Raw genomic sequence first — 25,401 nt, 5'->3', positions numbered from 1 at the left:
ATTCATCGGCCGGCGACGTCGCCGGATCGGCGGCGTCGGGAACAATGACCAGCGAGGCTCCCGCCGCGACCACCTCGAGCAGCACGACAGGCGAGTCCGGCCGTCCGCACTGGAAGGTGCTGGACTCGACGGTCAGGCCGATACGGGTTGCTGCTGCTCGATCTGCCGACCCGGCCGCGGCACCACATAGCCGACCAACTGATCGCCGCTGACCGACGGCACCACCAGTGCCGCCGCCTGGCTCACGGCAGGCTGAGCGAGCAGCGCCGTCTCGATTTCACCTCCGTCGCATGTGCGCACGGTTCAGATTCTCGCCCAAGCGCTCGTCTAGACCGCCGAGCGCGGCAAGACCGCACCCAAGACCGTGCCGATCTCGGTCAGCGCGGAATCGGTCGTCATGCGCCAATGCGTGGACTGCACCGGATAGTTGTGTACAGCGCCCGATACCGCGTCGACCCACGTCCCGGCACCCGCGCTGCCGGTCGCATCATCGTGGGCGGCGGTGAAGTACACGACATCACCGACGAACGGTCGCGCACGGTACGCACCGATGAAGGTCGCCGAGCGAATACCGGCCTCCAACACCCGGGCGATCCGCTCGGCGCCGAACGACGCGAACGGCTCGGGCAGGTCGGCGAGTCGCCGCGCGAGCTCGGTCACGTCCACGTCCGCGCCGAGGCTCAGATCGGTTGCCTGGCCGCCGAGCAGTCCGCCGAGCAGTTCGGCAATCGGCACGGCCGCCGTCGCATGCGTCGCAACCAGATGGCTGTCCATCATCGCGAGCAGCGCGACCTGCTGGCCTTCGCTCTGCAACTGCACCGCCATGGCGTGCGCGAGCACACCGCCCAGTGACCAGCCGAGCAGGTGGTACGGCCCTTCGGGCTGTACCGCGCGGACTTCCTTGACGTAGCGGCGCGCCCAGTCGTCGATCGAATCCGGTAGCGCCTCATCCGAACCGAGCACCGGCGACTGTAAACCGTAGATCGGCCGGTCCCGATCGAGATGAGCCGCCAAGCCCGCGAACGACCAGGCGATGCCACCGATCGGATGGATACAGAACAGCGGCGCGGCCGTGCCGGATCGACGCAGCGGCAGCATCACATCGAACGCGGCGCCGATATCGAGCCGGCCGACTCCGCGTGCTTGCAACTGGGCAACCAGTTCCGCCGGAGTGGGTCCGGTGAACAACAGCATCACCGGAACCTGTTGGGCCAGTGCCGCACCCAGCCGTGCGGCCAACTTGGTGGCTACCAGCGAATTGCCACCGAGCTCGAAGAAGTTGTCATCCAAGCCGATTCGCTCGACACCGAGCACCTCGGCGAACGCATGACAGGCGAGTGTCTCCCACTCGGTGACCGGTGCCCGATAGGCACGCACGGTGGACTCCGGCTCCGGCAACGCCTTTCGATCCAGCTTGCCGTTCATATTCAGCGGCAATGCATCCAGCACCACGAAAGCGTCGGGGACCATGTAGGAGGGCAGGACAGCACTGAGCGCGGACCTCACCTCGGCCACATCGACACCCGCGGCAAGATCGGCAGGCACCAGATAGGCCACCAGGCGATCACCGGTCTTGGTGTCGGACTTCGCGAGCACGGCGGTCTGAGCGAGTGACGGCAGCACCTCGAGCGCGGCCTCGATCTCACCCAGCTCGATACGGAAACCACGGACCTTCACCTGGAAGTCGGTGCGGCCCCGGTACTCCAACACGCCGGCGGTATTCCAGACCACCAGGTCGCCGGTACGATACATGCGGCTGCCCGACCCGAAGGGGTTGGCCACGAACCGATCCACGGTCAGATCCGGTCGGCCGAAGTAGCCGCGGGCCAGTTGCGCGCCCGCGAGGTACAACTCCCCGGCGATGCCGGGCGGGACGGGCCGCAGCCGCGCATCGAGCACATAGACCTGGCTGTTCCACTCGGGCAGACCGATCGGCACCGACACCGTATCTGCGGCGGTCACCCGATGGCTGGTGATGGACACCGCGGCCTCGGTCGGACCATAGAGGTTGAACAGGTCCTTCACCGGATAGGTGCGCAGGAAGCGTTGCGCAAGCGCGCGGGGCAGCGCCTCCCCGATGGCCAGCACCCGGCGCAGCGTGAAGGGCAGGCGGCCCTCCAACAGCGCGTCGAGCATCGACGGCACCACATGCAGTGTCGTGACCGATTCGCGCGCCATCAGGTCATTCAAGTAGGCCGGGTCGCGATGCCCGTCCGGCGCGGCGATAACCAGCCTGCCGCCACACACGGTCGCCGACCAGAACTCCCACACCGAAAGATCGAACGTCGCGGCCGTCTTCAACAGCACAGCGTCACCCGGACCGAGCCCGAATTCTGCTGCCTTCCAGAGCAACTGGTTGGCAATGGCACCGTGTGAGACCGCGACGCCCTTGGGACGCCCCGTCGAACCGGACGTGAAAATCACATACGCGGCGTGCCTCGGATCCACCGGCGCAACGCGCTCCGCATCGGCGATCGGCGCGTCCGAAATACCTGCCTGCTCGAGCGCTTCCATCCGCACCACGGGTGCCACCGTATCGGCGAAGTCCTCAGCAGCGCTGGTCAGCACGCACACGGGCCGGGCAGTTTCGAGGATGTAGCCGGTTCGCTCGGCAGGCTGATCCGGATCCACCGGAACATAAGCACCACCGGCCCGTGCCACCGCATACATAGCGACCACAAGGTCCACCGAGCGGCGCAAGGCAAGAGCAACCCTGGCATCCGGGCCGACGCCCTGCGAAATCAGGTACCTGGCGAGGCGATTCACTCGCGCGTCCAACTCACGGTAGGTCATCGAGTTGCCGTCGGCACCGACCAATGCCACCGCATCCGGTGCGGCGGTCGTCGTCGCGTCCAGCAGCGACACCAAGGTCGCCGCCGAATCCACCGGATGTTCGGTGGCGTTTCGGCCGACCACCAACGCGACCCGCTCGGCCGCATCGAGCATGTCGATGTCACCGACCGCGGCGCGCGGCGCGGCGATAATCGCACTGAGCAACCGCTGGAATCGCTCGACGAAGTCACGCGCCGTCGATTCGTCGAACAAGCCGATGGCGTAGGTGAGGGCTCCACCTATCCCGGCCGGATTTCCCTCCGCGTCGTAGCTGTCGCCCACGATCCAGTGCAAATCGAACTGCGACACCGCGGCATCGAAATCCACACCCGATACCGTCAGGTCCGCCAACGCCAGTTCGGACTTGGCCAGGTTCTGGAACGACAGACCCACCTGGAACAGCGGATGGCGCGCGGTCGAGCGCACCGGGTTGAGCACCTCGACAAGTCGCTCGAACGGCACATCCGCATGCGCCATCGCCTGGATATCCGATTCCCGTTGACGCGCGAGCAAATCCATGAACGACTCGCCCGCGTCGATCCGGGTCCGGAACACCAGGGTGTTGACGAACATGCCGATCAGGTCGTCGAGTTCACGCTCACCACGACCCGCCATCGGTGTGCCGATGGCGATATCGTCGGTTCCCGACAAACGGGCCAGCAGCAACGCGAGTGCGGTGTGCACGACCATGAACAGCGTTGCGCCTTCGCCCCGCGCCAATTGCACCAAGCCCCGGTGCGTTTCGGCGTCGATTCGCACCTCGACCTTGCCTCCGGCGAACGACTGCACCGCGGGCCGCGGCCGATCCGTCGGCAGATCCAACTGATCCGGCAGCTCCGCGAGCGCACCACGCCAGTACGCGATCTGCTTGGCCGCCAACGACTCCGCGTCGTCCTCGCTACCCAGCAGTTCACGCTGCCAGATGCTGAAGTCCGCGTACTGCACGGCGAGCGGCGCCCACTCCGGCGCCAGGTCCACCGATCGCGCCGCGTACGCCGTCATCAGATCACGTGTCAACGGACCGATCGAGGACCCGTCGCCCGCGATATGGTGCACAACCAGCGCAAGGACGTATTCGCTATCGGACTCGTCGAGCCGGAACAACCCGGCTCGCAACGGCACCTCGGCGGTCACATCGAAGACCGTCGACAGGAACTGCGCCACCACGGACTCGATCTCCTGCGCGCCGACCACCTGGACGTCCAGCTGCGGCGCGGCCTGCTCCGCGGGCAGGATCGCCTGCACCGGACCGTCCTCGGTCTCCGGGTAAATGGTCCGCAACACCTCGTGCCTGGCAACGAGATCCGCGACAGCCGCGGCGAGAGCTCGGGTATCCAGCGCACCACGCAAGCGGACCGCGATCGGAATGTTGTAGGCCGTCGACTCCGGATCGAACCGGTTCAGGAACCACATCCGCTGCTGCGCGAGCGACAAGGGAATCCGCTCCGGCCGTGGACCGGCGACCAGCGCGGTACGTCCGCCGGAGCCCGAATGCTCCGCCAGCACAGCGGCCAGTCCTGCGACAGTCGGCGTCTCGAACAGCCAGCGCGCCTGAACGCGGGTATCCAGCGCCGCACCCAAACGGGCCATCAGCTGGGTGGCGATCAGCGAGTTTCCGCCGAGCGCGAAGAAGTCATCGTCGGCGCCGACCTGCTCGTCGGTACCGAGTACCTCGGCGAACATACTCGCCACCACGGTCTCGAACGGATCCGAAGGGGCACGGAAAACCTTGGTGCGCAACTGTGGTGCGGGCAGCGCCCGGCGATCCAACTTGCCGACCGGCGTCAGCGGAATCTCGTCGAGCACCATGATGACGGTCGGCACCATATGGGCGGGCAGGCTCTGCTCGGCCAACGCCGTCAACTGCTCCGGATCCGCGGACATGCCGTTCGCGCCATGCACATACGACACGAGAATTGTGCTGCCGCTGTCGAGTTCGTGCCCGATGGTGACAGCGAAATCGGTGGTCTCATGGGCGGCCAAGATCGCGTCGATCTCACCGAGTTCGATACGGAAGCCACGGATCTTTACCTGGAAATCGTTACGCCCCAGGTATTCCAACTCCTGGTCCACGGTCCAACGGGCCAGGTCACCGGTGCGGTAGAGCCGAGAGCCGGGCGGGCCGAAGGGATCCGCGACGAACCGGACAGCGGTCAACCCCGGCCGGTCATGATATCCGCGAGCCAGCTGTGCCCCGGAGATGTAGAGCTCGCCCGGCACCCGGTCCGGGACCGGAGCCAGCCGATCATCCAGCACGAACTCCGTGATCGCGCGGATCGGCCCACCGATCGTCACCGGCTCGCCGGGCGTCATCGGTGCGGAGATGTTGGTCATGATGGTGGTCTCAGTGGGACCGTAACCATTGAAGAACTCGCGAGTTCCACCGGAAATCGGTAAGACCCAGCGCCGCACCAATTCCGGCGGGCACGCTTCACCGCCCGCCACCACGACACGCAGCTCGTCGAGCCCCTCGGGCGGGAGCGAGGCAAGCGCGGCCGGGGTGATGAACCCGTGCGTCACCCGCTCCCTGCGCAGCAACTCGGCCAGCTCGTCACCGCCATAGACGGTTGGCGAAACCACCACCATCGTCGCGGCGCCACCGAGTGCAAGCAGCAACTCCAGCACCGACGCGTCGAACGACGGCGATGCGAAATGCAGCGTCCGCGACGCGGACGTCACCCGATACCGCTCGCGCTGCTCGTCACAGAAACTCGACAGACCGGCCTGGGTGACGACCACGCCCTTCGGAAGGCCCGTCGATCCCGATGTGTAGATCGCATAGGCGGGATGCTCGGCGCGCAACTGGCGCGCCCGATCCGCGTTGGTGACCGGATCCGCCGGAAATTGCCGCAGCAGCCGCCCGAGCTCCGGGGTATCGATTTCCAGCCACTCGACCTGGCCGGGCAGGTCGGAGCGCACCGACGCCACGGTCAGTCCGAGCACAGCTCCGGAATCGGAGACCATGTGCGCGACACGATCGGCCGGATAGTTCGGGTCGACGGGAACGAAGCCCGCACCGCTCTTGGCGATCGCCCACACCGCGACCACCGACTCCACCGACCGCGGAATGCCCACCGCGACAAGATCTTCGGGTCCGATCCCATGGTCGATCAGCAGTCGGGCCAGTCGGGTCGACCGGTCGTCGAGTTCGGCATAGCTCAGCTGCGCGTGGGTCGTCGTGGCATCGGCGAAGACGAGCGCGACACCGCCGGGGTTCGACTCCACGGCGGTCGCCATCAGCTGCGGCAGCGTTGTGACGCGGGCTTTGCGGGTTCGGGTGGGACGTGCGCGAGTGGGGCAGCTCATGCCACCGTCACCGTTCGACCGCAGTACCGCGGGGCCGTTTGCCCATTCCCGAACACACCGAGCATTGCAGAACTCTTCCTGTCGCTTGTTTTACAAGTAACTGTGCGTACGCCACAGAAGCAGATACCGATCTCGCGAGCCTTGGTTCGTTACCAGCACCTGACCATCAGCAGCTCCTCGAGTAGGACCACCTCGGCCGACCCCGACACCGACACCGACACCGATTCGACCGTAGACCCGTCATCGAGCACGACGGCCTGAAGGTCTTCCAGCAACGCGGTATCGATGGCGTCGAGGGTCGACCGATCGGCGAGCAGATGGGTAACCCACTCATCGGCCAGCGAAGTCGCCAGATCGGCCACCGCAAGCTCGGTGCCGGGAACCACGACCAAGGCGGCACCGGTCGCTCCCGCGGCCACCACTTCCAGCAAGGCGGCAGGCGAATCCGGCCGTCCGCACTGGAAGGTGCGGGACTCGACGGTCAGGCCGGTACGGGTGCGCAGCCGATCGGTGGCTACGGCCAACTCGTCGTAGGTCATCGTCACGCCGCTCGCCGCGACCACCAGTGCCGGATCTTCGCCGCGCAGCACGCCGTTGCGAGCCGCGTAGGTCACCGGGCGCGCCGATTGCTCGGCGATCTCGGCGATCACCGCCGCATCGTCCAGTCGCAGCCAGTCGACACCACCCATATCGACCGGCTGCCCTCCGGCGGTCAGCCCGATCTTGACGACCGGTGCGGCGGGCAACGGCATATCGGCCGTAGCCAGCAGTACCAGCGCGGCACCCGCCTTGAGCACCGCCCACACCGCGACCACCGAGTCGGTGCCGCGATCCAGCCGGACCCCCACCCCGACACCGGGACCGCAACCATGCCCGATCAGTACCCTGGCCAGGCGCGAGGACTGGGCATCGAGCTGCTGGTAGGACATTTCGTCCTCGCCCCACACCAGCGCAGGTGCGTCGGGATCGTCGTCCACCGCCGCGGCCAGTGCCTGGGTCAGCCTGGTCCCACCGGAGGCCGGTCCTACGACACTCGGTTCGGGGGCCGCGGCCGGTCCGATACGCACCCGGTCACGCTCCTCGGCGTCGAGGATATCGATGTCGCCGATGAGCACCTGTTGATCGGCGGCCGCGGCCGCCATGATGCGCGTCAGCCTGCGACCGAATGCCTGCGCCGTCGACTCCTCGAAAAGGTCGGTGGCATAGTTGAATACCGCGGCGATCTCGCCGGGCTTCCCGTCCGCGAGCAGGAGGGGCTCGACGACGAGCTGCAGATCGAACTTGGCCGCGATCTCGCCGGAATCCAGCGCACCGACGGTAAGGCCCGGCAGCTCCAGCGTGGGCTGCTCCAGGTTCTGGAAGGACAGCATCACCTGAAACAGCGGGTTCTGCGCGGCCGAGCGACCGGGCACAACGGCCTCGACCACCCGCTCGAAGGGGATGTCCGCGTTGGCGAAGGCGGATAGATCCGCCTCGCGCGCCTGCAGGAGCAATTCCTCGAAGCTCGCGGTCCGCTCGACCGAGGTGCGCAACGTCAGCGTGTTGACGAACATGCCGACCAGCTCGTCCAGCGCCCGCTCGCCGCGACCGGCGATCGGCGTGCCGATCGTGACATCCGAACTGCCGGAGAGCCGGGCGAGCAGCACGGCCAGCGCCGCGTGCACCACCATGAACAGCGAGGACCGGTGCTCACGCGCGATGCGAATCAGACCCTCGTGCACTTCGGCCGGAATGGTGAAGCCCACCGACGCACCGCGGTTCGACGGCACCGTCGGACGCGGGCGATCCAGCGGCAATTCCAGCGTCCCCGACAATCCCGACAGCTGCTCGCGCCAGTACGACAATTGCCGTGCCGCCACCGAGTTCTCGTCGTCGTCGGTGCCGATGACAGCGTGTTGCCAGAGCGCGAAATCGGCGTACTGCACCGGCAGTGGTGCCCAGCCGGGGGCTTCGCCGCCGATCCGAGCGATGTACGAGGCCATCATGTCACGGGCCAGTGGCGCAAAGGACGCGCCGTCGGCCGAAATGTGGTGCACCACAAGGACGAGCAGGTGGTCGTCGGCGGTGCCGTTGGCCAGCAGGCAGACCCGAACGGGTGCCTGCTCGGTGACGTCGAACCCGGCGGACACCAGCTCAGTGACACGAGCGAGCACATCCGAAGGGGTCTCGACCTGCAGTCCCTCCGGCAACACTTCGGCCGCGGACAAGATCTCCTGACGGGCCTGGCCACCGACACCCGTCGTCGGGAACCGCGTGCGCAATGCTTCGTGCCGGACCAGCACATCCTCCACAGCGAGACGCAGCGCCGTCACATCGAGTGCTCCGGTCAGCCGAATCACGAAAGGCAGGTTGTAGGAGGCGGATTCGGTATCGAGCTGGTTGAGCACCCACATCCGCTGCTGAGCGAGCGACAGTGGAATCAGCTCCGGCCGTTCGGCCTTGGCCAGCGCGGGGCGGGTCGCCGAATCACGTCCGACGCCGGGCACGATCCTGGCCGCGAGCGCGGCGACGGTCGAGGCTTCGAACAGATCGCGCACCGTGACATTGGTTTCCAACGCGTCGTTGATCCTGGCGACTGCGCGGGTGGCCAGCAGCGAGTTACCGCCCATGGCGAAGTAGTCGTCATCGGCGCCGACGCGTTCGACGCCGAGCACCTCGGCGAAAACGGCGGCGACGATCTCCTCCGACTGGGTGACCGGAGCCCGGAATTCGCGAGCGGTGAAGGTCGGTGCGGGCAGCGCCTTGCGATCGAGCTTGCCGCTGGTGTTGAGCGGGAAGGCATCGAGCGCCACGAGTGCGGCCGGAACCATATAGGCGGGAAGGACTTCCGAGATCGCGGCGAGCAACTGTTGCTGCTCGATCTGCTGACCCGGCCGCGGCACCACATAGCCGACCAACTGATCGCCGGTCACCGACGGCACCACCAGTGCCGCCGCCTGGCTCACGGCGGGCTGAGCGAGCAGCGCCGTCTCGATTTCACCGAGCTCGATGCGCTGACCACGGAACTTCACCTGGAAGTCGGTACGACCCAGATATTCGAGCCGCAGCGGGTTTTCCCGCCATACGACCAGGTCGCCGGTGCGATACATCCTGGCGCCCTGCTCGAACGGGTTGGCAACGAACCGATCCGCTGTCAGATCCGGCCGGGCCACATAACCGCGCGCCAGCTGGTCACCGGCCAGGTAGAGTTCGCCGACCACACCCGCCGCCGTCGGCCGCAACCGCGAATCCAGCACGAATACCCGAGTGTTCCACTGCGGCAGGCCGATCGGGACGGTGGCGAGCTCACCGACGCGAGCAGGCCAGTAGGTCACCGACACCGCGGCCTCGGTCGGCCCGTACAGGTTGTGCACCGTCGCGCCCGAAACCGCGGCCAACGCCCCCACCGTCTCCGGCGGCAGCGCCTCACCGATGGCGAACACCTCACGCAGCGTCGGGCAGGCGCCGGGCGCGGTGTGCGTCGCGAACACCGTCAGCATCGACGGCACGAAGTCGGTGACTGTGACACGTTGCGCGGCAATCGTTTCCGCGATGTAGGCAGGGTCGCGATGACCGTCGTGGGTGGCGACGACCAGCCTGGCCCCCGCGCGCAGCGGCATGAAGTAGCCCCACAGCGATACATCGAAGGTGGTTGCGGTCTTCTGCAGGTAGACGTCGTCGGGACCGAGCGGGTACTGCGCGAGCATCCATTCGATCTGGTTGTTGATGGCCGTGTGCGAGATCGCCACGCCCTTCGGTCGACCGGTAGAGCCCGAGGTGAAGATCACGTAGGCCGGGTTGTGCCCCGAGACCGGGCGCAGCAGCTCTCCCGGCGCGATCGGAGCACCCGAGAACCGTTCCAGGTCGATCGTGTCCAGATACAGCACGGGCGCGACGGCGTCGACCGCATCGGCGGTTGTCGTCAGCACGCAGACCGGCGCGGCGGTATCGAGGATGTGCGCGATCCGCTCGCCGGGATGATCCGGATCCAGCGGCACATACGCACCACCGGCGGCGACGATCGCATACATGCCGACCACCAGATCGAGCGAACGCCGAACCGCGAGACCGACCAGCGATTCCGCGCCGACACCCTCGCTGATCAGCAACCTGGCCAGCTTGTTGACCCGCTCGTCGAACTCGCGATACGTGAGCTCCGCGCCCTCGTACACCACGGCCACCGCATCGGGGTGGGTCGCAGCCGCGCGCCGATACCCGTCCAGCAGCAGCTCCTGGGCAACCGGGTGACGAGTGTCGTTCCAGTCCACCAGGATTCGCTGCCGCTCGGCAGGCTCGAGCAACTCGACCGCACCGACGCCCTGCCCCGGGTTATCGACCATCGCGGCGAGCACCTTGCTCAAGCGCTGCGCGAACCCGGCCACCGTGGCCTGGTCGAACAGGTCGGCGGCGTAGGTGAACGAGGCCGACATACCGCTCGGCGCACCGCCGTCTTCACGCGGCACGATGGTCAGTTCGAGATCGACCTTGGCCATCGCGACACCGAGGTCGACACCCGACACCGCGAGCCCGGGCAGTTCCAGCGCGGTCGGCGTCATGTTCTGGAAGAGCAGCATCACCTGGAACAGCGGATGCCTTGCCATCGAACGCGCCGGGTCGAGCAGTTCCACCAGCCGCTCGAACGGCACGTCCACGTGTCCGAATGCCGCGATATCGATCTGGCGGAACTTCTGCAGCAGCTCGTCGAGGGACAGCTCCGGGTCGACATCGCTGCGCAACACAACGGTATTGACGAACATGCCGATCAGGTCGTCGAGCGCGGCCTCGCCGCGACCAGCGACGGGGGTGCCGATCGCGATATCCCTGGTACCGGAAAGTCGTGCGAGCAGCACGGCCAGGGCGGCGTGCACGACCATGAACAGCGTCGAATTATGTTTCTGAGCAAGCCGGTTCAGCGCAGCATGGGTTTCGGCATCGATGTCGAAGTCGAAGAAATCGCCCCGGTTGGACATCACCGCGGGCCGGAGCCGATCGGCGGGCAGTTCCAATTGCTCGGGCAGCCCGGCCAATTCATCGCGCCAGAAGGCGATCTGCTTGGCGAGCAGTGACTCCGGATCGTCTTCGGCGCCGAGCACCTCGCGCTGCCAGATCGCGAAGTCCGCGTACTGCACCGCGAGCTGCGGCAGCTGCGGTTGCGCGCCGCGCGCATGATCGGAATAGGCGGCGATCAGGTCGCGGGTGAGCGGTCCCATCGAGAAGCCGTCGGCGGCGATGTGGTGCACGATGCAGACCAGCACGTGCTCGGATTCGCTCAGCCGGAACACCCGGAGCCGGATCGGCGGCGCGAGGGCAACATCGAATCCGGAGACCGCCACACCGATGACGAGTTCGGCCAGCTCCGCCGTAGTGGTCGGCACGACGTCGAGTTCCGGCACGGCGCGAGCATCGTCGATCGGCAGCACGACCTGCGTGCCCTCGCCATCGATCTCCGGATACACCGTCCGCAGCACCTCGTGGCGGGCGACCAGGTCACGCGCGGCGGCCCGCAGTGCGTCGATATCGAGCGCACCCGACAACCGCACCGCGAGCGGAATGTTGTTGACACCGCTGGCCGTATCGAACCGGTTGAGGAACCACATCCGTTGCTGCGCATACGACAGCGGAATCCGCTCCGGACGCACTCGGGCCTGCAACGCTGGTCCGGTACCTGCTCCGGCCTCTTCCTCCACCCGTGCGGCGAGCGCCTCGACGGTGGACGCCTCGAACATCAACCGCACCGGCACCCGCACGTCGAGCGCGCTACCGATGCGCGCCGCGGCCTGGGTGGCCAGCAGCGAGTTACCGCCGAGCTCGAAGAAGTTGTCGTCGGCACCGACCCGGGCGTCCGGCGCGTCGGGTGTCAGCAGCGCGGCGAACACCTCGGCGACAACCTGTTCGGTCCTGGTGGTCGGCGCTCGGAACTCGCGCGCGGCGAACACCGGCTCCGGCAGTGCCGCACGATCGAGTTTGCCGACCGGGTTCAGCGGAATCGAGTCGAGCACCATGATCGCCTGGGGAACCATGTAGGCGGGCAGCGTTTCCCCGACATGCGCGGCGAGTGCCGCGGTATCCACCCCGACCCGGTTCCCGCTCGCATCCGCCCGCGGCAGCACGTAGGACACCAGCGCGGTCACACCGGACGGCAGCGTGCGCCCCAACGTCGCCGCGAAGTCGACATCCGGGTGATTGCTCAGCGCGCTGTCGATCTCACCGAGCTCGATGCGAAGACCACGGATCTTCACCTGGAAGTCGGAGCGGCCCAAATGCTCGATATCACCGGACTCGGTGCGGCGCACTACATCGCCGGTGCGATACAACCGCGCCCCCGGATCGCCCGCCTCGATACCGAACGGGCTGGCCACGAACCGCTCCGCGGTCAACCCGGGCCGCCCGAGATAGCCCTGGGTGAGGCCAGGACCTGCCACATACAATTCGCCGGTCACACCGACCGGGACCGGACGCATCCGCCCATCCAGAATGAAGGCGCCGATGCTGGTGGCCAGGGTCTTACCGATCGTGATCGGATCACCGACGCTCAGTGGGTCGGAGGCGGTCATGATGACGGTGGTCTCGGTCGGGCCGTAGAAGTTGTACACCTTGCGGCCGTCGCGAACCCAGCGCCCGATCAGCTCGGGCAGCAAGCGCTCGCCACCGATCACCAGGGACCGCAGATCGTCCAACCCGGTGGGATCGACCGAATCCAACGCGCCCGGTGTGATCATCACGTGCGTGACCCGTTCGCGGCGCAACAGCTCGGCGAGCTCGGCCCCACCGAACACGCCCGGTGGCGCGACCACCAGCGTCGCTCCGCTGGTGAACGCCATGAAGAACTCCATGATGGAGAAGTCGAAGCTCGGCGAGCTCACATGCAGCACACGGGCGTCGGCGGTGACCTCGAGCTTCTCGCGGACGCCCGCGACGGCGGACAGCCCGGTGTGGGTGACCGCGACGCCCTTCGGCCGACCGGTGGAGCCAGAGGTATAGATGATGTAGGCGAGGTGCTGTTCGGTGAGTGTGCCGATGCGGTCGGCGTAGGAGATGGGATGCGCTTGTCGGCCCGCGATGCGGTCGGCCTGCACGTCATCGTCCAGTGCGATCCATTCGATCGACGTCCCCAGCGCATCCTGGTGCGCCGTGGTGGTCAAACCAAGGCTCGCGCCGGAGTCCGACAGGATGTATTCGATGCGATCCGGCGGATAGGAAGAATCGACCGGCACGAATGCCGCGCCCGTCTTCGCGATTGCCCACATCGACACAATCGAATCGACCGAGCGGGTGATGCCGACGGCAACGAAGTTTCCAGGGCCGACACCGCGGTCGATCAGCTCACGTGCGAGCCGGGACGAGGTCTCGTCCAACTCGCGGTAGCTGAGTTCGCGCTGATCGGCCGGGTCACCGGTCGGGTTGAATCGGATCGCCACCGCCTCGGCAGCGGACTCGACCGACGCGGTGAGCAACTGTCCGAATAATGGGGCGCCCGACCGTCGTCGACGGTTTCCGCGCACAGAACGACGAGGACCATCCATTCGAGTACTTTCACCCTTCACATAGAGCACAGCCGCACGACCGCACCAGGCCACCAAGAGACCAAGGACTCGAGGTCCTTGGCGCGCGGCCCGACAATCATATAAGCAACGCACATCACCGAGCCCGGCTCGGGCAGCTACCGGACCGGCAGCGCATCATGCGCGCCGATCGTTGGACTATCGGCCGGAATTCGTCCTGTGTTGCTACCGATACCCAATCCGTGAGCGACTTCACAGCTCCGTGAGCGAATTCACAGCCAACCGCGACGCGTCGCTTGCACTCCGGCCTGAAAACGCGTGCTGGCACCGAGTCGCTCCAGTAATCGGGCGGTCCTGCGCACCACAGTGCGCCGCGACATTCCGAGTCTTCGCGCAATGGTGTCGTCGGTGGCGCCGAGGCCCATCAGGGTCAGGATCGCCTTGTCCTTTTCGTCGAGTTCATCGGCCGACGGATTCACCGAGATCGGCGCGGCCAGTGACCACAGCACATCGAAGGTCTTGATCGCCAGGCGCAACGCCGCGGAACCGTTGATGCGCAGGCCCATCGGGTCCGGTCGCCGTTCATCGGCATGCAGCACCAGGCTGGCCCGCTCGTCATCGCTGATGATCAGCTTGAACGGTGGTTCGGGCAGCGTGCGCGCCTGTGCCCCACTGGCATTGGTGGACAGCGCGTGCCGCAGCCGTTCCGGGTCCTGATAAATGGTGTCCTGGTACAGGGTTTGGTAGCGGATGCCCGCACCGATCCTGGCCCGCTTCAGCTGGAAGAGCCGCTGCTCGCGTTCGATATCGCTGAGATAGGGGCCGCGCTCGATCACCTTGACGCTGCTGCGCGCCGCGGTCTGCATCTCCTCGAAGTCGGCCAGCATCTCGAGCCGCTCGAATACCGGCACTACGGAGCCGTTGGCGCGCGGCGAGCGGCGCACCGATCGGAAGGTCTCGCTGAGTCGCGATGCGGCGGCGTGCATGTGGTTGATGTCCCGCTGCCTGCGTCGAGCCTCGGCCTCCGACAGCGACTCCGGGGCGTGCGCATCCCACAGCAGCTGGCCGTCGGGACCGACAAGGCATTCCGCGGCGTCGAGGTCGAGCAGTACTTTCAGTAGTGCCTCGGCCACATCGACTGGCAGACCTAAATATCCGGCGATATCGGACAGGCTCGATCGCGGATGATGCACCAGCACGGCGTAGGTGCGGCCGTGCGGTGATCCAGGCTCGAAGATGTCGCCAAGCTCGGTCACCGCCAGAGCCTAACGACCGATTGGTGTTCGCGTGAGGCTTGCGATCCGCCGAACATCAAGCCGGGCAACAATAATCAGTGCGCCGACGGGCCCCACTGCAGGGGAACACCTTTGGAGGCCAGGTAGGGCATCGGGTCGATCTTGCTTCCCGCTTGGTCCCAGATCTCCAGGTGCAGGTGCGGACCGGTCGAGTTGCCGCGGTTGCCGACGGTGGCGATGACATCGCCCGCGTTGACCCGCTGCCCCTCGCGCACCAGCATCTCGTTCACGTGCCCGTAGACCGCGACGGTGCCGTCGTCCTGCTGCACGCGGACCCACAGGCCGAAGCCCGACGCCGGGCCGGCCTCGATGACGGTGCCGTTGCTCACCGAGTGAATCGGAGCGCCGAGCTGATCGGCGAAGTCGAGGCCGTAGTGGAACTCGCCCCACCGGCTGCCGTATCCGGAGCTGATCGCACCGGCGACCGGGCGAACCGCGGGGGCGGGCGCGAGCTGCTGCTGCGCGCCCTTCAGGATCTGCTCGACCTGGGCCAGCGGGCCCGCGATCTCCGGCGGCAGGTTGCCGATGCCGAACGGGGCGGCGACCGGCGCGGCAATCGGCTTCGCGACCTGCGGCACGGGGAGCGACTCGGCGACGAGAGTCGCGGCGGCCCTGGCCTCCGAGACCGGTTGCGAGCCGGTGCCCTTGAAACTGATGGGAGTGGAAGCTTCGTCGGCGTCATGGGAGCCGGGCAGCAGCGGTGCTGCGATCGCCGGGGCAACCTGGGTCGCGGTGCCGAGCAGCGCGCTCGCCGCGACCGCAACGCCTGCGGCGACCTTCACCCGCTCGGTCGTGGTCGACTCGGCGCGATGCCGCGTCGGCCGACCCGAAACACCGTCGCCGATGAGGCTCATCACGGTTATGGAACTGGGGCCTACACGATGGTGCGACACAGCTGCGTCCTAGCTTCCGACCTACATTGGTGGTCAACGAATCCCGGGCCGGAACCACACCGTTTGTAACGATCTGGCAACTCCGGACTATGTAACGTTTCGGCATCCGTTGTGACGGGAACTCTACCCCGTCGTGACCATTCCGCAACCTTCTCTCGAGAAATCGCAGGTAGGCCGGGGTCAACCGTCCAGATGAGCGACACTGGGACCGTGATCATCGACGAAATGCGCGTCCCGATCGTGCTGGCCCCGATGGCAGGCGGACCCTCCACTCCCGAGCTGACCGCGGCCGTATCCGCGGCGGGCGGACTCGGCCTGCTGGCCGCCGGCTACCTGAGCGCGGACGACACCGCGGCGCGCCTCGCCGCGACCCGCGAGCTGACCACCGCGCCGTTCGGCGTCAACTTGTTCACTCCCGGACCGCCGACGCCGCCCACCGCCTTCGCCGGCTATCTGGCCGAGCTCGGCGCGACGCACGAGCTCGGCACGCCGAAGTACGACACCGACGACTGGGACGCGAAGCTGGAACTGCTCGTCGCGGCTCCCGTCGCGGTGGTCACCTTCACCTTCGGCTGTCCGACCGCCGCCGAGATCGCCCGACTGCACGCGGCCGGGTCGGAAGCATGGGTGACGGTCACCTCCGCCGCCGAGGCGCACATCGCGGCCGAGGCAGGGGCCGACGTGCTCATCGCTCAGGGCGCCGAGGCAGGCGGACATCGCGCCACCTTCGTCGACCGGGTCGCCGACGACAACGTCGACCCGCTGGGGCTACTCGCGCTGCTTCAGATCCTCACCACCAGCGTCGAACTCCCGATGGTCGCCGCCGGCGGCATCGGCACCGGCGCGGGGATCGCGGCGACACTGGCCGCGGGCGCGGCCGCCGCCCAGCTCGGCACCGCATTTCTGCGCTGCCCCGAAGCGGGCACCAGCCCGATGCACCGCGCCGCCGTCGACTCCACCACTGCGACCATGCTGACCCGCGCGTTCACCGGTCGCCGGGCTCGCGGCCTGCGCAACCGGTTCCTGGACGAACACACCGCGACGGCGCCGGTTGCCTATCCGGAAATCCACTTCGCCACCGCGCCGCTGCGGGCCGCCGCGAGGGCAGCGGGCAATCCGGAGGAAGTGAATCTGTGGGCCGGTCAGACGCACGCTCTCACCTCTGAGCTACCGGCCCGCGAACTGGTCCACACCCTGGCCTCCGATACGAAAACCGCTCTGAAACGGGCACTTTCACGACGAATCCTGGATTGTTGACAACCACTTTCGATTAGAATGCTTAGGGCATCGCATCCGCCATCCACCTCATCCCCGGAGGAGAGCGCTATGTCCCTCGATGTTCCCACCGCACTACTCGAACGCGCCGAACGTGGCGAGGTCGACGACGCGGAATTCGTCGAATGTGTTCGCAATTCATTGCCCTACGCCTGGGAGGTAGTCAGCCGGGTGGCCGGTGAACTGCACTCCGGCACCGAGGAATACGCCGACAACGTGGTTCCGCCGCCGGACGAAGTGGCGCGCGGTCAACTGCTGCGTGCCATGGCCTCCGACGCGATCCGCGGCGGCTTGGAACGGCACTTCGGCGTGAAACTCGCCTTCCAGAACTGTCACCGAGTCGCGGCCTTCCCGCTGTCCGCGGTCGGCGGCGAGACCTACAGCACGTTCATCGGCACCCGCGCTCAACTGCTCAATCAGAGCCCGGAACTTCGTAACTGCTGATCGGCAGCATCACACAGGCCCGGCGCGGCAATATATTTCGCCCGCGCCGGGCCTGCTGCGGTGAGCTCAGGACAGGGTGGTGATCGTCAGCTCGCCGTCGGCGTACTGGGCACGCAGGCGCTTCTTGTCGAACTTGCCGACACTGGTCTTCGGCACCTCCGCAATGAAGGTCCAGTGTTCCGGCAGTTGCCATTTGGCGAACTTGTCGGCCAGGAATTCGCGCAGCTCCTCCGGCTTGGCCTCGGCATCTTCCCGCAACACGATGGCGACCAGCGGGCGTTCGTCCCACTTCTCGTCCGGGACGCCGATGACCACGGCCTCGGCAACGGCCGGATGACCCACGACCGCGTTCTCCAGGTCCACCGAGGAGATCCACTCGCCGCCGGACTTGATCACGTCCTTGGACCGATCGACCAGCGTGAGGTAGCCGTTCGGGCTGATCTTGCCGACATCGCCGGTGCGCAGCCAACCGTCATCGAACTTGTCCGGATCGACCGATGACCCGTCCGGCGAATAATAGGACGCGGTGATCCAGGGCCCGCGAACCTCCAGCTCACCCAACGCTTCTCCATCATTGGGCACCACGCTGCCGTCATCGGCGACCAGCCGCGCCTGCACGTTCGCCGGGAATCGGCCCTGGGTGAAGCGATAGGCCCACTCCTGCTCACCGGTGGCGCCGGCGGGCGGATGCGCGACGCTGCCGAGCGGCGAGGTTTCGGTCATGCCCCAGGCGTGCAGAATCTTCACGCCGTGCTTTTCCTGGAACGCCCGCATCATCGACGGCGGCACCGCCGAGCCACCGACCACCACCGTTCGCAGATGCGAGATGTCCTGCGGCTTCGCGGCCAGGCCGGCAAGCACGCCACCCCAGATGGTCGGCACGGCGGCGCCGAAGGTGGGCTTTTGCGATGCCATCAGCTCCAGCAGCGGCCCCGGCTGCAGGAAACGGTCGGGCATCAGCACATTCGCCCCGGACATCAGTGCCGCGTAGGGCAGGCCCCACGCGTTGGCGTGGAACAGCGGGACGATGGCGAGCACATCGTCGGCCTCGGTGAAACCCATGCTGTTCGGCGAGCACACCTGCATGGCGTGCAGCCAGTTGGAGCGGTGCGAATACACAACGCCCTTCGGGTCGCCGGTGGTGCCGGAGGTGTAACACATTGCGGCGGCGGATCGTTCGTCGATCACCGGGAAGTCGTAGGAGTCCGACTGCGCGGCGAGCAACTCGGTGTAAGAGTGCACCTGCACCCCGGCGGGCGCCTCCAACGCGGCGGCGTCACCGTTGGCCACGATCACGTGGCGAACCGTCTTCAGGTTCGGCAGGTACTGGGCGAACATCGGCAGCAGCGTGCCATCGACGATGACCACCTGGTCCTCGGCGTGATTGGCCACGTAGACCACCTGCTCGGGGAAGAGCCGGATATTGAGCGCGTGCAGTACCGCCCCCATCGCGGGCACCGCGATGTAGGCGACCATGTGCTCGTTGTTGTTCCACATGAACGTGCCGACACGATCACCGATGCCGATCCCGAACCCGCGCAGCGCATTCGCCAGCCGGGCCGACTCGGCCCCCAGCTCGCGATAGGTCATGGTGCGCACATCGGACCCGGTCCAGGTGGACACGGTGGAATCACCCATGAACGTCGATGCATAGCGCAGCAACGTCGCCAGCGACAACGGCTCGTCCTGCATGGTGCTCAACATCGGAACTCCTCTTCCTTCGGTGGCTGGCCTACCGGCATATCGACCATGAGCCACATCACATCGGCGATGCTACCCAACGGTAGGCCGCACCCGAGGTGGCGCTGGAAAACTTTGTGCCGCCACCTATAGGCGACTGCCATCAGTTTCCCGAGGTCAGCCCGAATGCGCGGGATAGGCGTGGACCAGGGCGGTGTCCAACTTGGGGACCGCGTGGGTGAGGGTGTGCTCGGCGCCGTGCGCCACCCGGTGCGCATCGGCGAGAGAGGTGGATGCAGCGACGTCCAACTCCACATCGGCGTGCAGGCGATGACCGATCCAGCGCATCCGAAGGCTGCGCACACCGAGCACACCCGGCTCGGCAACAAGCGCCTGCTCCGCGGTGGCCACCAAATTCGGTTCCACGCCGTCCATCAAGCGGCGGAACACATCCCGGGCGGCGGTGCGTAGCACCGCGAGGATGGCGACGGTGATCAGCAGTCCGACGACAGGATCGGCCAACGGGAACCCGAGCGCCATCCCGGCAACCCCGAAAAGCACTGCCAGCGAGGTGAATCCATCGGTTCGCGCATGCAGGCCGTCGGCGACAAGCGCGGCCGAACCGATCCGCCGCCCCACCCTGATCCGATACAGCGCCACCGTCTCGTTTCCGAGGAATCCGATCACCCCGGCCGCGGCAACCCACCCGAGATGCTCGATCGGCACCGGATCCAGCAGTCGCCGCACCGCCTCGTACCCGGCGATCAACGCCGACAACGCGATCATGGCGACCACGAACAGGCCCGCGAGATCCTCTGCGCGCCCGAACCCATAGGTATAGCGGCTGGTGGCCGCCCGCCGCCCCAGCGCGAACGCGATCCACAGCGGCACCGCGGTCAACGCGTCGGAAAAGTTGTGAACGGTGTCCGCCGCCAACGCCACCGACCCGGACATCGCAACGATCAGCACCTGCACCAGCGCCGTCGCCCCGAGCACGCCGAGACTGATCTTCACCGCTCGAATGCCGACCGCACTGGCCTCCAACGCATCATCGACGCTGTCGGCGGCGTCATGGCTGTGCGGGGCGAAGATCTCCCGCAGGATGCCCCGTAAGCCGTCCGGGTGATCGTGCTCGTGTCCATGGTCGTGCACATGCTCGTGTCCATGGCCACCGTGTTGTGCACGGTCGTGGTCACGCGCACCGGCCTGGTCATGGTCATGCGCAACGGCCTTGCCATGCCCGTGACCGTGGCCGTTCTCATGGGCATGGCCGTGGTCGTGCACATCGTGGTCGTGCCCGCGGCCCTCTACATGGTCGTGGGCGTGGCCGTGAGCAGGTTCGGAGCCGTGCGGGTGATCGTGGCCGTCCGCAGCACTGTGCATGTGCCCGTTGCCGTCTCGGCCGGCGAGTGGGCTCTGGGCGTGGCCGTATCGGTGCAGCAGGTCGAGTCCGCGCCAGCGGAAACCATTGCGCTCGTGGCTCATTCCGACACCGCCCGATCCCCTGCGGGCAACTCGCGCACCGCCGTGACGCTGCGGTGATGCGGCGGGATACCAGGACCCGCGTGCTCGGCGTTATAGACCGCGTCCATGACCAGTTGCCGGACGTGTTCGTTCTCCAGGCTGTAGAAGATCGTCGTCCCGGCCCGTCGAGTTCGGACCAATCGCGCCATCCGCAGCTTGGACAGGTGCTGGGACACCGACGGCGCGGGCTTCCCGATGTGCCCGGCCAGGTCGTTGACCGATAGCTCGCGATCGACCAGTGCCCACAGCACCTGCACCCGGGTCGCATCGGCCAGCATCCGGAACACCTCGACAACCAGCCCCACCTGATCCTCCGCCAAGGGCGGAGCTAATGGCTCGTTATCTGCATTCATACGCAGATAATAAGCCAGGAACGCGGGCTCCGATACCCCCCGCGTATCCCGACCCCGGATCGGGTCAGCCGCACGCCCGGCCCGGGCCGCCGAGACGGTGGGCCAGCAGAAAATTCATCATGCCGCGCTGCACATCGAGGCCATGGTCGGACTGCATCAGCAGCACCCGTGCAGATAGACCAGCAGCGGTTTCCCGCCGGATCCCGCGGCGGCACGTGCAGGTAGTACCGACGGCCGCCCGCCGCATCGGCGGAGCCGCGATCGAGCACATCCGCCGCGTGCGCGTGTGGCGCACCGACGAGCATCGCGCACCCGAGCAAGGCCGGTATCGCCAACAGTGCTGCCGACGCCTTGCCATGCGCGAACAAGACCCCGTGCAACGCAACGGAATTCACACCCACACGCTACGTGCCGAACCGGAATCTGGCAGTAACCCGGCGTCCGCTCACCACTCCGAGCAGTCGTTCACCTAGCGACGCAGGCGTTGCGTGATTGCGGTCCGCAGGACCGACACCGCACCACGCACCAGCAGGCCCGCCGCGACCAGCGGGGCAAACAGCAGCCACGGCGAGCCCTGGTGGTAGTCGCAGTAGAACCGCAAGGCGCTGCGGTGGTGGCTGCGGATCTTCCGGAACGGGGCCGACCGCATACTGCCGCCTTCGCGGTGGCGAATCTCGACGGTGGGGTCCAGCACGACCCGCCACCCGGCGCGGTGCATGTCGAGTGCCATCTTGGTTTCCTCGAAGTAGAGGAAATAGCGGGTGTCGAACCCACCGACGGCGTCGAACGCCGCACGCCGGAATAGCATGCAGCACCCGGAGATCCAGTCGACATCGCGCACCGCGGTCACCGGCTCACCGAAGTACCGCCGAGTGGCGGGATTGCCTGGCCACACACCGCCCAGCAGCGCATGCGCGACGCCCACCGCGAGCGACGGGAACCGGCGCCCGGTCGGGTAGTGCGTCCCGTCGAGCCGGGTCACCTGCGGTCCGATCATGCCGATCTTGTCGTCAGTGCGAGCGGTTTCGACAAGCGCGGCTATCGAGCCCGGTGCGAGGTGTGTATCGGGGTTGGCGACCAGGATCCATTCGGCATTCGTCGCGGCTGCACCCTGGTTGATTGCGGTGGACAGGCCGACGTTCTCGCGATTGCGGATAACTGTCCCGCCGAACTGCTCGACAAGGCCGGCGCTCCCGTCGGTGGATGTGTTGTCGACACCGACGACATCGACCGTCAGCGGCTCGACTGCCGCCGTCAGCGACGCCAAGAACGGCGGCAGATCCTCTGCGCTCTGGTAGGTAACCAAGACAAGGCCGACGGTCTTCTCATCGCGGCGAGACATGCCGGGCAACCTATCACCTCGGCTGGATCGCCACACCTACGAGCGTGTCGGGCATCAGCAGGTCAAACGCCCGTACGCGACGTGCCGAACCCGAATCGGACAGCAACCGCCGTCATCGGCCCGCCGCGTGACCGGGCCGGCGGAACGGGGCTGCCCGGAGCAGGCCCATGGGGCGGACGGTAGAACAGGTGGCATGGCTGTTGAACGGATGCTGCCGACGCCGGAGGCGCGGGATCTGCTCGAGTTGACTCGCGATATCGCCGACAAGGTGCTCGAGCCCCGGGTGGTCGAGTGTGAGAAGACCGGAACGTTTCCCGACGGGGTCTTCCCCGCGCTCGGCGCGGCGGGGCTGCTGAGCCTGCCGTATCCGGAGGAATTCGGCGGTGGTGGGCAGCCGTACGAGGTGTACCTGCAGGTGCTCGAGGAGTTGGCGAGTCGATGGGCCGCGGTCGCGGTCGCGGTCAGCGTGCACAGCCTGTCGTGCCATCCGCTGTTCGTCTTCGGTACCGACGCACAGAAACAACGGTGGCTGCCCGAGATGCTGTCGGGCGAAACCGTCGGCGCTTACAGCCTTTCCGAAGCGCACGCCGGATCGGATGCGGCCGCGTTGCGGTGCCGGGCCACCGCGGTGGACGGCGGATACCGGATCAACGGCACAAAGGCCTGGATCACCAATGGCGGCCGCGCCGACTTCTACTCGCTGTTCGCCAGGACCGGCGAGGGCTCGCGCGGCATCTCCTGCTTCCTGGTTCCGCGCGACACCGAGGGGCTGAGCTTCGGCAAGCCCGAAGAGAAGATGGGGCTGCGCGGGATTCCGACGACCACCGCCGCCTACGACGACGCCCTGCTGCCCACCGACCGGCTGATCGGCGATGCGGGACAGGGACTTTCGATCGCCTTCAGCGCATTGGACTCGGGCCGCCTCGGCATCTCCGCCGTCGCCGTCGGCCTGGCTCAGCGCGCACTCGACGATGCGGTCGCCTACGCCAAGGAGCGGGCTACGTTCGGCCGCCGCATCATCGACCACCAGGGCCTCGGTTTCGTGCTCGCCGACATGGCCGCCGCGGTCGATTCGGCCCGCGCCACCTACCTCGACGCGGCCCGCCGCCGCGACGCCGGACTCCCCTACTCACGCCAGGCCAGCGTCGCCAAGCTGATCGCCACCGACGCCGCCATGAAGGTCACCACCGATGCCGTCCAGGTCTTCGGCGGCTACGGCTACACCCAGGACTTCCCGGTGGAGCGCTACATGCGCGAGGCCAAGGTCATGCAGATCTTCGAGGGCACCAATCAAATCCAGCGCCTCGTCATCGCCCGCCAACTCGCGGGCAGCTGAGCGCCGCCGAAGTGGCCGAAAATGTCGATTCGACGTCCCGGAATGCCTTCGTACCCGCTGATCGCCCACTTAGGCTCTAGCCATGAAGACGCCGTCCATCATCATTATCGGAGCCGGGTTCGCCGGGCTCGGTATGGCACTCGAGCTGCGCCGGGCCGGGGTGGATGACTTCATCATCCTGGAGCGCGCCGCCGATCTCGGCGGCGTGTGGCGGGAGAACACCTATCCCGGCGCCGCCTGCGACGTGCCTTCACCGCTGTACTCCTGGTCGTTCGAGCCCAAATCCGATTGGCCGCGCCGGTTTTCGGAGCAGCGCGATATCCACGACTACATGCGCGGCGTCGCCGGGAAGCACGACCTGCAGCGCCATATCGAATTCGGCACCGAGGTGACCGATGCCGAGTTCGACGAGCAGACCGGCAGCTGGACCGTCAGCACCGCCGACGGCGCACGCCACACCGCGGAAATCCTCATCCCCGCTGTCGGCCAGCTCTCGCGTCCCGCCATGCCGAATATCCACGGCGCCGATACCTTCACCGGAGCCGCCTTCCACTCCGCCGAGTGGGACCACAGCGTCGACCTCACCGGCAAGCGCGTGGCCTGCATCGGCACCGGAGCCAGTGCGATCCAATACATTCCGCGCATCCAGCCGCAGGTCTCCCACCTCACGCTGTTCCAGCGCTCGGCGGCGTGGGTGCTGCCGAAATTCGACGTCGAGTACAGCGCGGCGCACAAGGCCGTGTTCAAATATCTGCCGCCGACCCGGCTGGCCGAACGATTCGCCATCTGGTCGATCTTCGAGGTGCTCGCGCTGGCACTGACGGATATCCCGGCCATGAGGGCGCCCGTGGTCGCGCTTGCCGACCGGCACCGCGCCAAGCAGGTATCGGACGCCGAACTGCGCGCGAAGCTGACACCCGACTATGCGGCGGGCTGCAAGCGCGGCCTGTTCTCCAACGAGTACTTCCCCGCGCTGACACAGTCGAACGTCGCCGTGGAGACGACAGCGATCGAAGCGATCACCCCGACCGGTATCCGCACCGCGGACGGCGTGGAGCACCCCATCGACGTGATCATCTACGGCACCGGATTCAAGGGAACCGAGTTCCTCGCACCGATGAATATCTACGGCATCGGCGGACGCAAGCTCGCCGACGTCTGGGGTGACGAGGGCGCCCGCGCCTTCCTCGGCCTTTCGGTCCCGCACTTCCCGAACATGTTCATGATGTACGGCCCGAACACCAACGTCGGCTCGGGTTCCATCATCTACATGCTCGAATCCCAGGCCCGCTATATCCGTCAGGTCGTCGAGTACCTCAGCGACCGGCCCGGCCGCTATCTCGCGGCCCGAGCGAACGTCGAGCAGAACTGGGACGGATGGCTGCAACGGCGGCTGAAGGACACCCCGTGGAACTTCTGCTCCAGCTGGTATCGCAACGCCGCGGGCCGCATCACCAACAACTGGCCGGGCGCCACCGCGCTCTATCGGTGGAAGACAAAGAGTTTCGACCTCGCGAATTACGACGAAGCCCAGGCCACCGGCCTGGAGCCGGCGTCGAACTGACCCTGATCCGCGCTCATCTCGCCCGCCGCAAAGCTCAGCTCGGTCTCAGCAAGCCACCAGTAAACTGGGCCTGACT

General features: G+C 66.9%; 14 protein-coding genes and 1 pseudogene. 6 read left to right on the top strand and 9 right to left on the bottom strand.

Annotation, left to right across the window (positions count from 1 at the left end):
• Positions 1 to 132 precede the first annotated feature (132 nt).
• The 5 genes and pseudogenes from OHQ90_RS09240 to OHQ90_RS09220 all read right to left on the bottom strand — a co-directional run bounded on the left by OHQ90_RS09240 (position 133) and on the right by OHQ90_RS09220 (position 15,768).
• A complete protein-coding gene (locus tag OHQ90_RS09240; RefSeq protein WP_328409112.1) occupies positions 133 to 300 on the bottom strand; it encodes an AMP-binding enzyme in 168 nt (55 codons plus the stop codon).
• 27 nt (positions 301 to 327) lie between these two features.
• Positions 328 to 6,084 (bottom strand): annotated as a pseudogene (locus tag OHQ90_RS09235) (amino acid adenylation domain-containing protein); the annotation flags it as partial.
• A gap of 203 nt (positions 6,085 to 6,287) precedes the next feature.
• Entirely contained in the window at positions 6,288 to 13,640 is a 7,353-nt protein-coding gene (locus OHQ90_RS09230; RefSeq protein ID WP_442941355.1) for an amino acid adenylation domain-containing protein, read from the bottom strand.
• Between the two features lie 251 nt (positions 13,641 to 13,891).
• Positions 13,892 to 14,875, bottom strand: a complete 984-nt coding sequence (locus OHQ90_RS09225) for a DNA-binding response regulator (RefSeq protein ID WP_328409107.1) — start codon at positions 14,873 to 14,875, stop codon at positions 13,892 to 13,894.
• Positions 14,876 to 14,949: 74 nt separating this feature from the next.
• On the bottom strand, positions 14,950 to 15,768 hold the full coding sequence (locus OHQ90_RS09220) for a M23 family metallopeptidase (protein ID WP_328409105.1): 819 nt from the start codon (positions 15,766 to 15,768) through the stop codon (positions 14,950 to 14,952).
• A gap of 249 nt (positions 15,769 to 16,017) precedes the next feature.
• Between OHQ90_RS09220 and OHQ90_RS09215 the strand changes: the two genes are divergently transcribed.
• Both OHQ90_RS09215 and OHQ90_RS09210 read left to right on the top strand, forming a co-directional pair.
• Complete coding sequence (locus OHQ90_RS09215) at positions 16,018 to 17,064, top strand: nitronate monooxygenase (RefSeq protein ID WP_328409103.1); 1,047 nt, start codon at positions 16,018 to 16,020, stop codon at positions 17,062 to 17,064.
• Positions 17,065 to 17,133: 69 nt separating this feature from the next.
• The gene (locus OHQ90_RS09210; protein ID WP_328409101.1) at positions 17,134 to 17,526 is read left to right on the top strand and encodes an SCO5389 family protein; all 393 of its coding nucleotides are present in this window, start codon (positions 17,134 to 17,136) and stop codon (positions 17,524 to 17,526) included.
• A gap of 66 nt (positions 17,527 to 17,592) precedes the next feature.
• Here OHQ90_RS09210 and OHQ90_RS09205 read toward each other — a convergent pair whose 3' ends face one another.
• Positions 17,593 to 19,230, bottom strand: coding sequence for a long-chain fatty acid--CoA ligase (locus OHQ90_RS09205; RefSeq protein ID WP_328409100.1), 1,638 nt, complete (start codon positions 19,228 to 19,230; stop codon positions 17,593 to 17,595).
• A 153-nt stretch (positions 19,231 to 19,383) separates the two neighbouring features.
• Entirely contained in the window at positions 19,384 to 20,358 is a 975-nt protein-coding gene (locus tag OHQ90_RS09200) for a cation diffusion facilitator family transporter (protein ID WP_328409098.1), read from the bottom strand.
• On the opposite strand from OHQ90_RS09200, the gene OHQ90_RS09195 reads away from it, so the two are divergent.
• Entirely contained in the window at positions 20,359 to 20,748 is a 390-nt protein-coding gene (locus OHQ90_RS09195; protein ID WP_328409096.1) for a hypothetical protein, read from the top strand. It begins immediately after the preceding gene.
• Here OHQ90_RS09195 and OHQ90_RS09190 read toward each other — a convergent pair.
• Positions 20,688 to 21,083, bottom strand: a complete 396-nt coding sequence (locus tag OHQ90_RS09190; protein ID WP_328409094.1) for an ArsR/SmtB family transcription factor — start codon at positions 21,081 to 21,083, stop codon at positions 20,688 to 20,690. The two genes, OHQ90_RS09195 and OHQ90_RS09190, sit on opposite strands and share 61 nt — an antisense overlap.
• Before the next feature lie 215 nt (positions 21,084 to 21,298).
• On the opposite strand from OHQ90_RS09190, the gene OHQ90_RS09185 reads away from it, so the two are divergent.
• Positions 21,299 to 21,556 carry a hypothetical protein gene (locus OHQ90_RS09185; protein ID WP_328409092.1) on the top strand — a complete coding sequence of 86 codons (258 nt, stop codon included), beginning with the start codon at positions 21,299 to 21,301 and terminating at the stop codon, positions 21,554 to 21,556.
• On the opposite strand, the gene OHQ90_RS09180 is transcribed toward OHQ90_RS09185, so the two are convergent.
• A complete protein-coding gene (locus tag OHQ90_RS09180; RefSeq protein WP_328409090.1) occupies positions 21,553 to 22,425 on the bottom strand; it encodes a glycosyltransferase family 2 protein in 873 nt (290 codons plus the stop codon). The two genes, OHQ90_RS09185 and OHQ90_RS09180, sit on opposite strands and share 4 nt — an antisense overlap.
• 193 nt (positions 22,426 to 22,618) lie before the next feature.
• Between OHQ90_RS09180 and OHQ90_RS09175 the strand changes: the two genes are divergently transcribed.
• Positions 22,619 to 23,761, top strand: coding sequence for an acyl-CoA dehydrogenase family protein (locus tag OHQ90_RS09175; protein ID WP_328409088.1), 1,143 nt, complete (start codon positions 22,619 to 22,621; stop codon positions 23,759 to 23,761).
• An 82-nt stretch (positions 23,762 to 23,843) separates the two neighbouring features.
• On the top strand, positions 23,844 to 25,325 hold the full coding sequence (locus OHQ90_RS09170) for a flavin-containing monooxygenase (protein ID WP_328409086.1): 1,482 nt from the start codon (positions 23,844 to 23,846) through the stop codon (positions 25,323 to 25,325).
• Positions 25,326 to 25,401 lie beyond the last annotated feature (76 nt).

The sequence above is a fragment of the Nocardia sp. NBC_00403 genome (assembly GCF_036046055.1).
In the GTDB taxonomy this organism is placed as follows: Bacteria; Actinomycetota; Actinomycetes; order Mycobacteriales; family Mycobacteriaceae; genus Nocardia.
The sequence above is the reverse complement of the archived record's forward strand: the minus strand, read 5'-3'. Positions and strand labels throughout refer to the sequence as shown.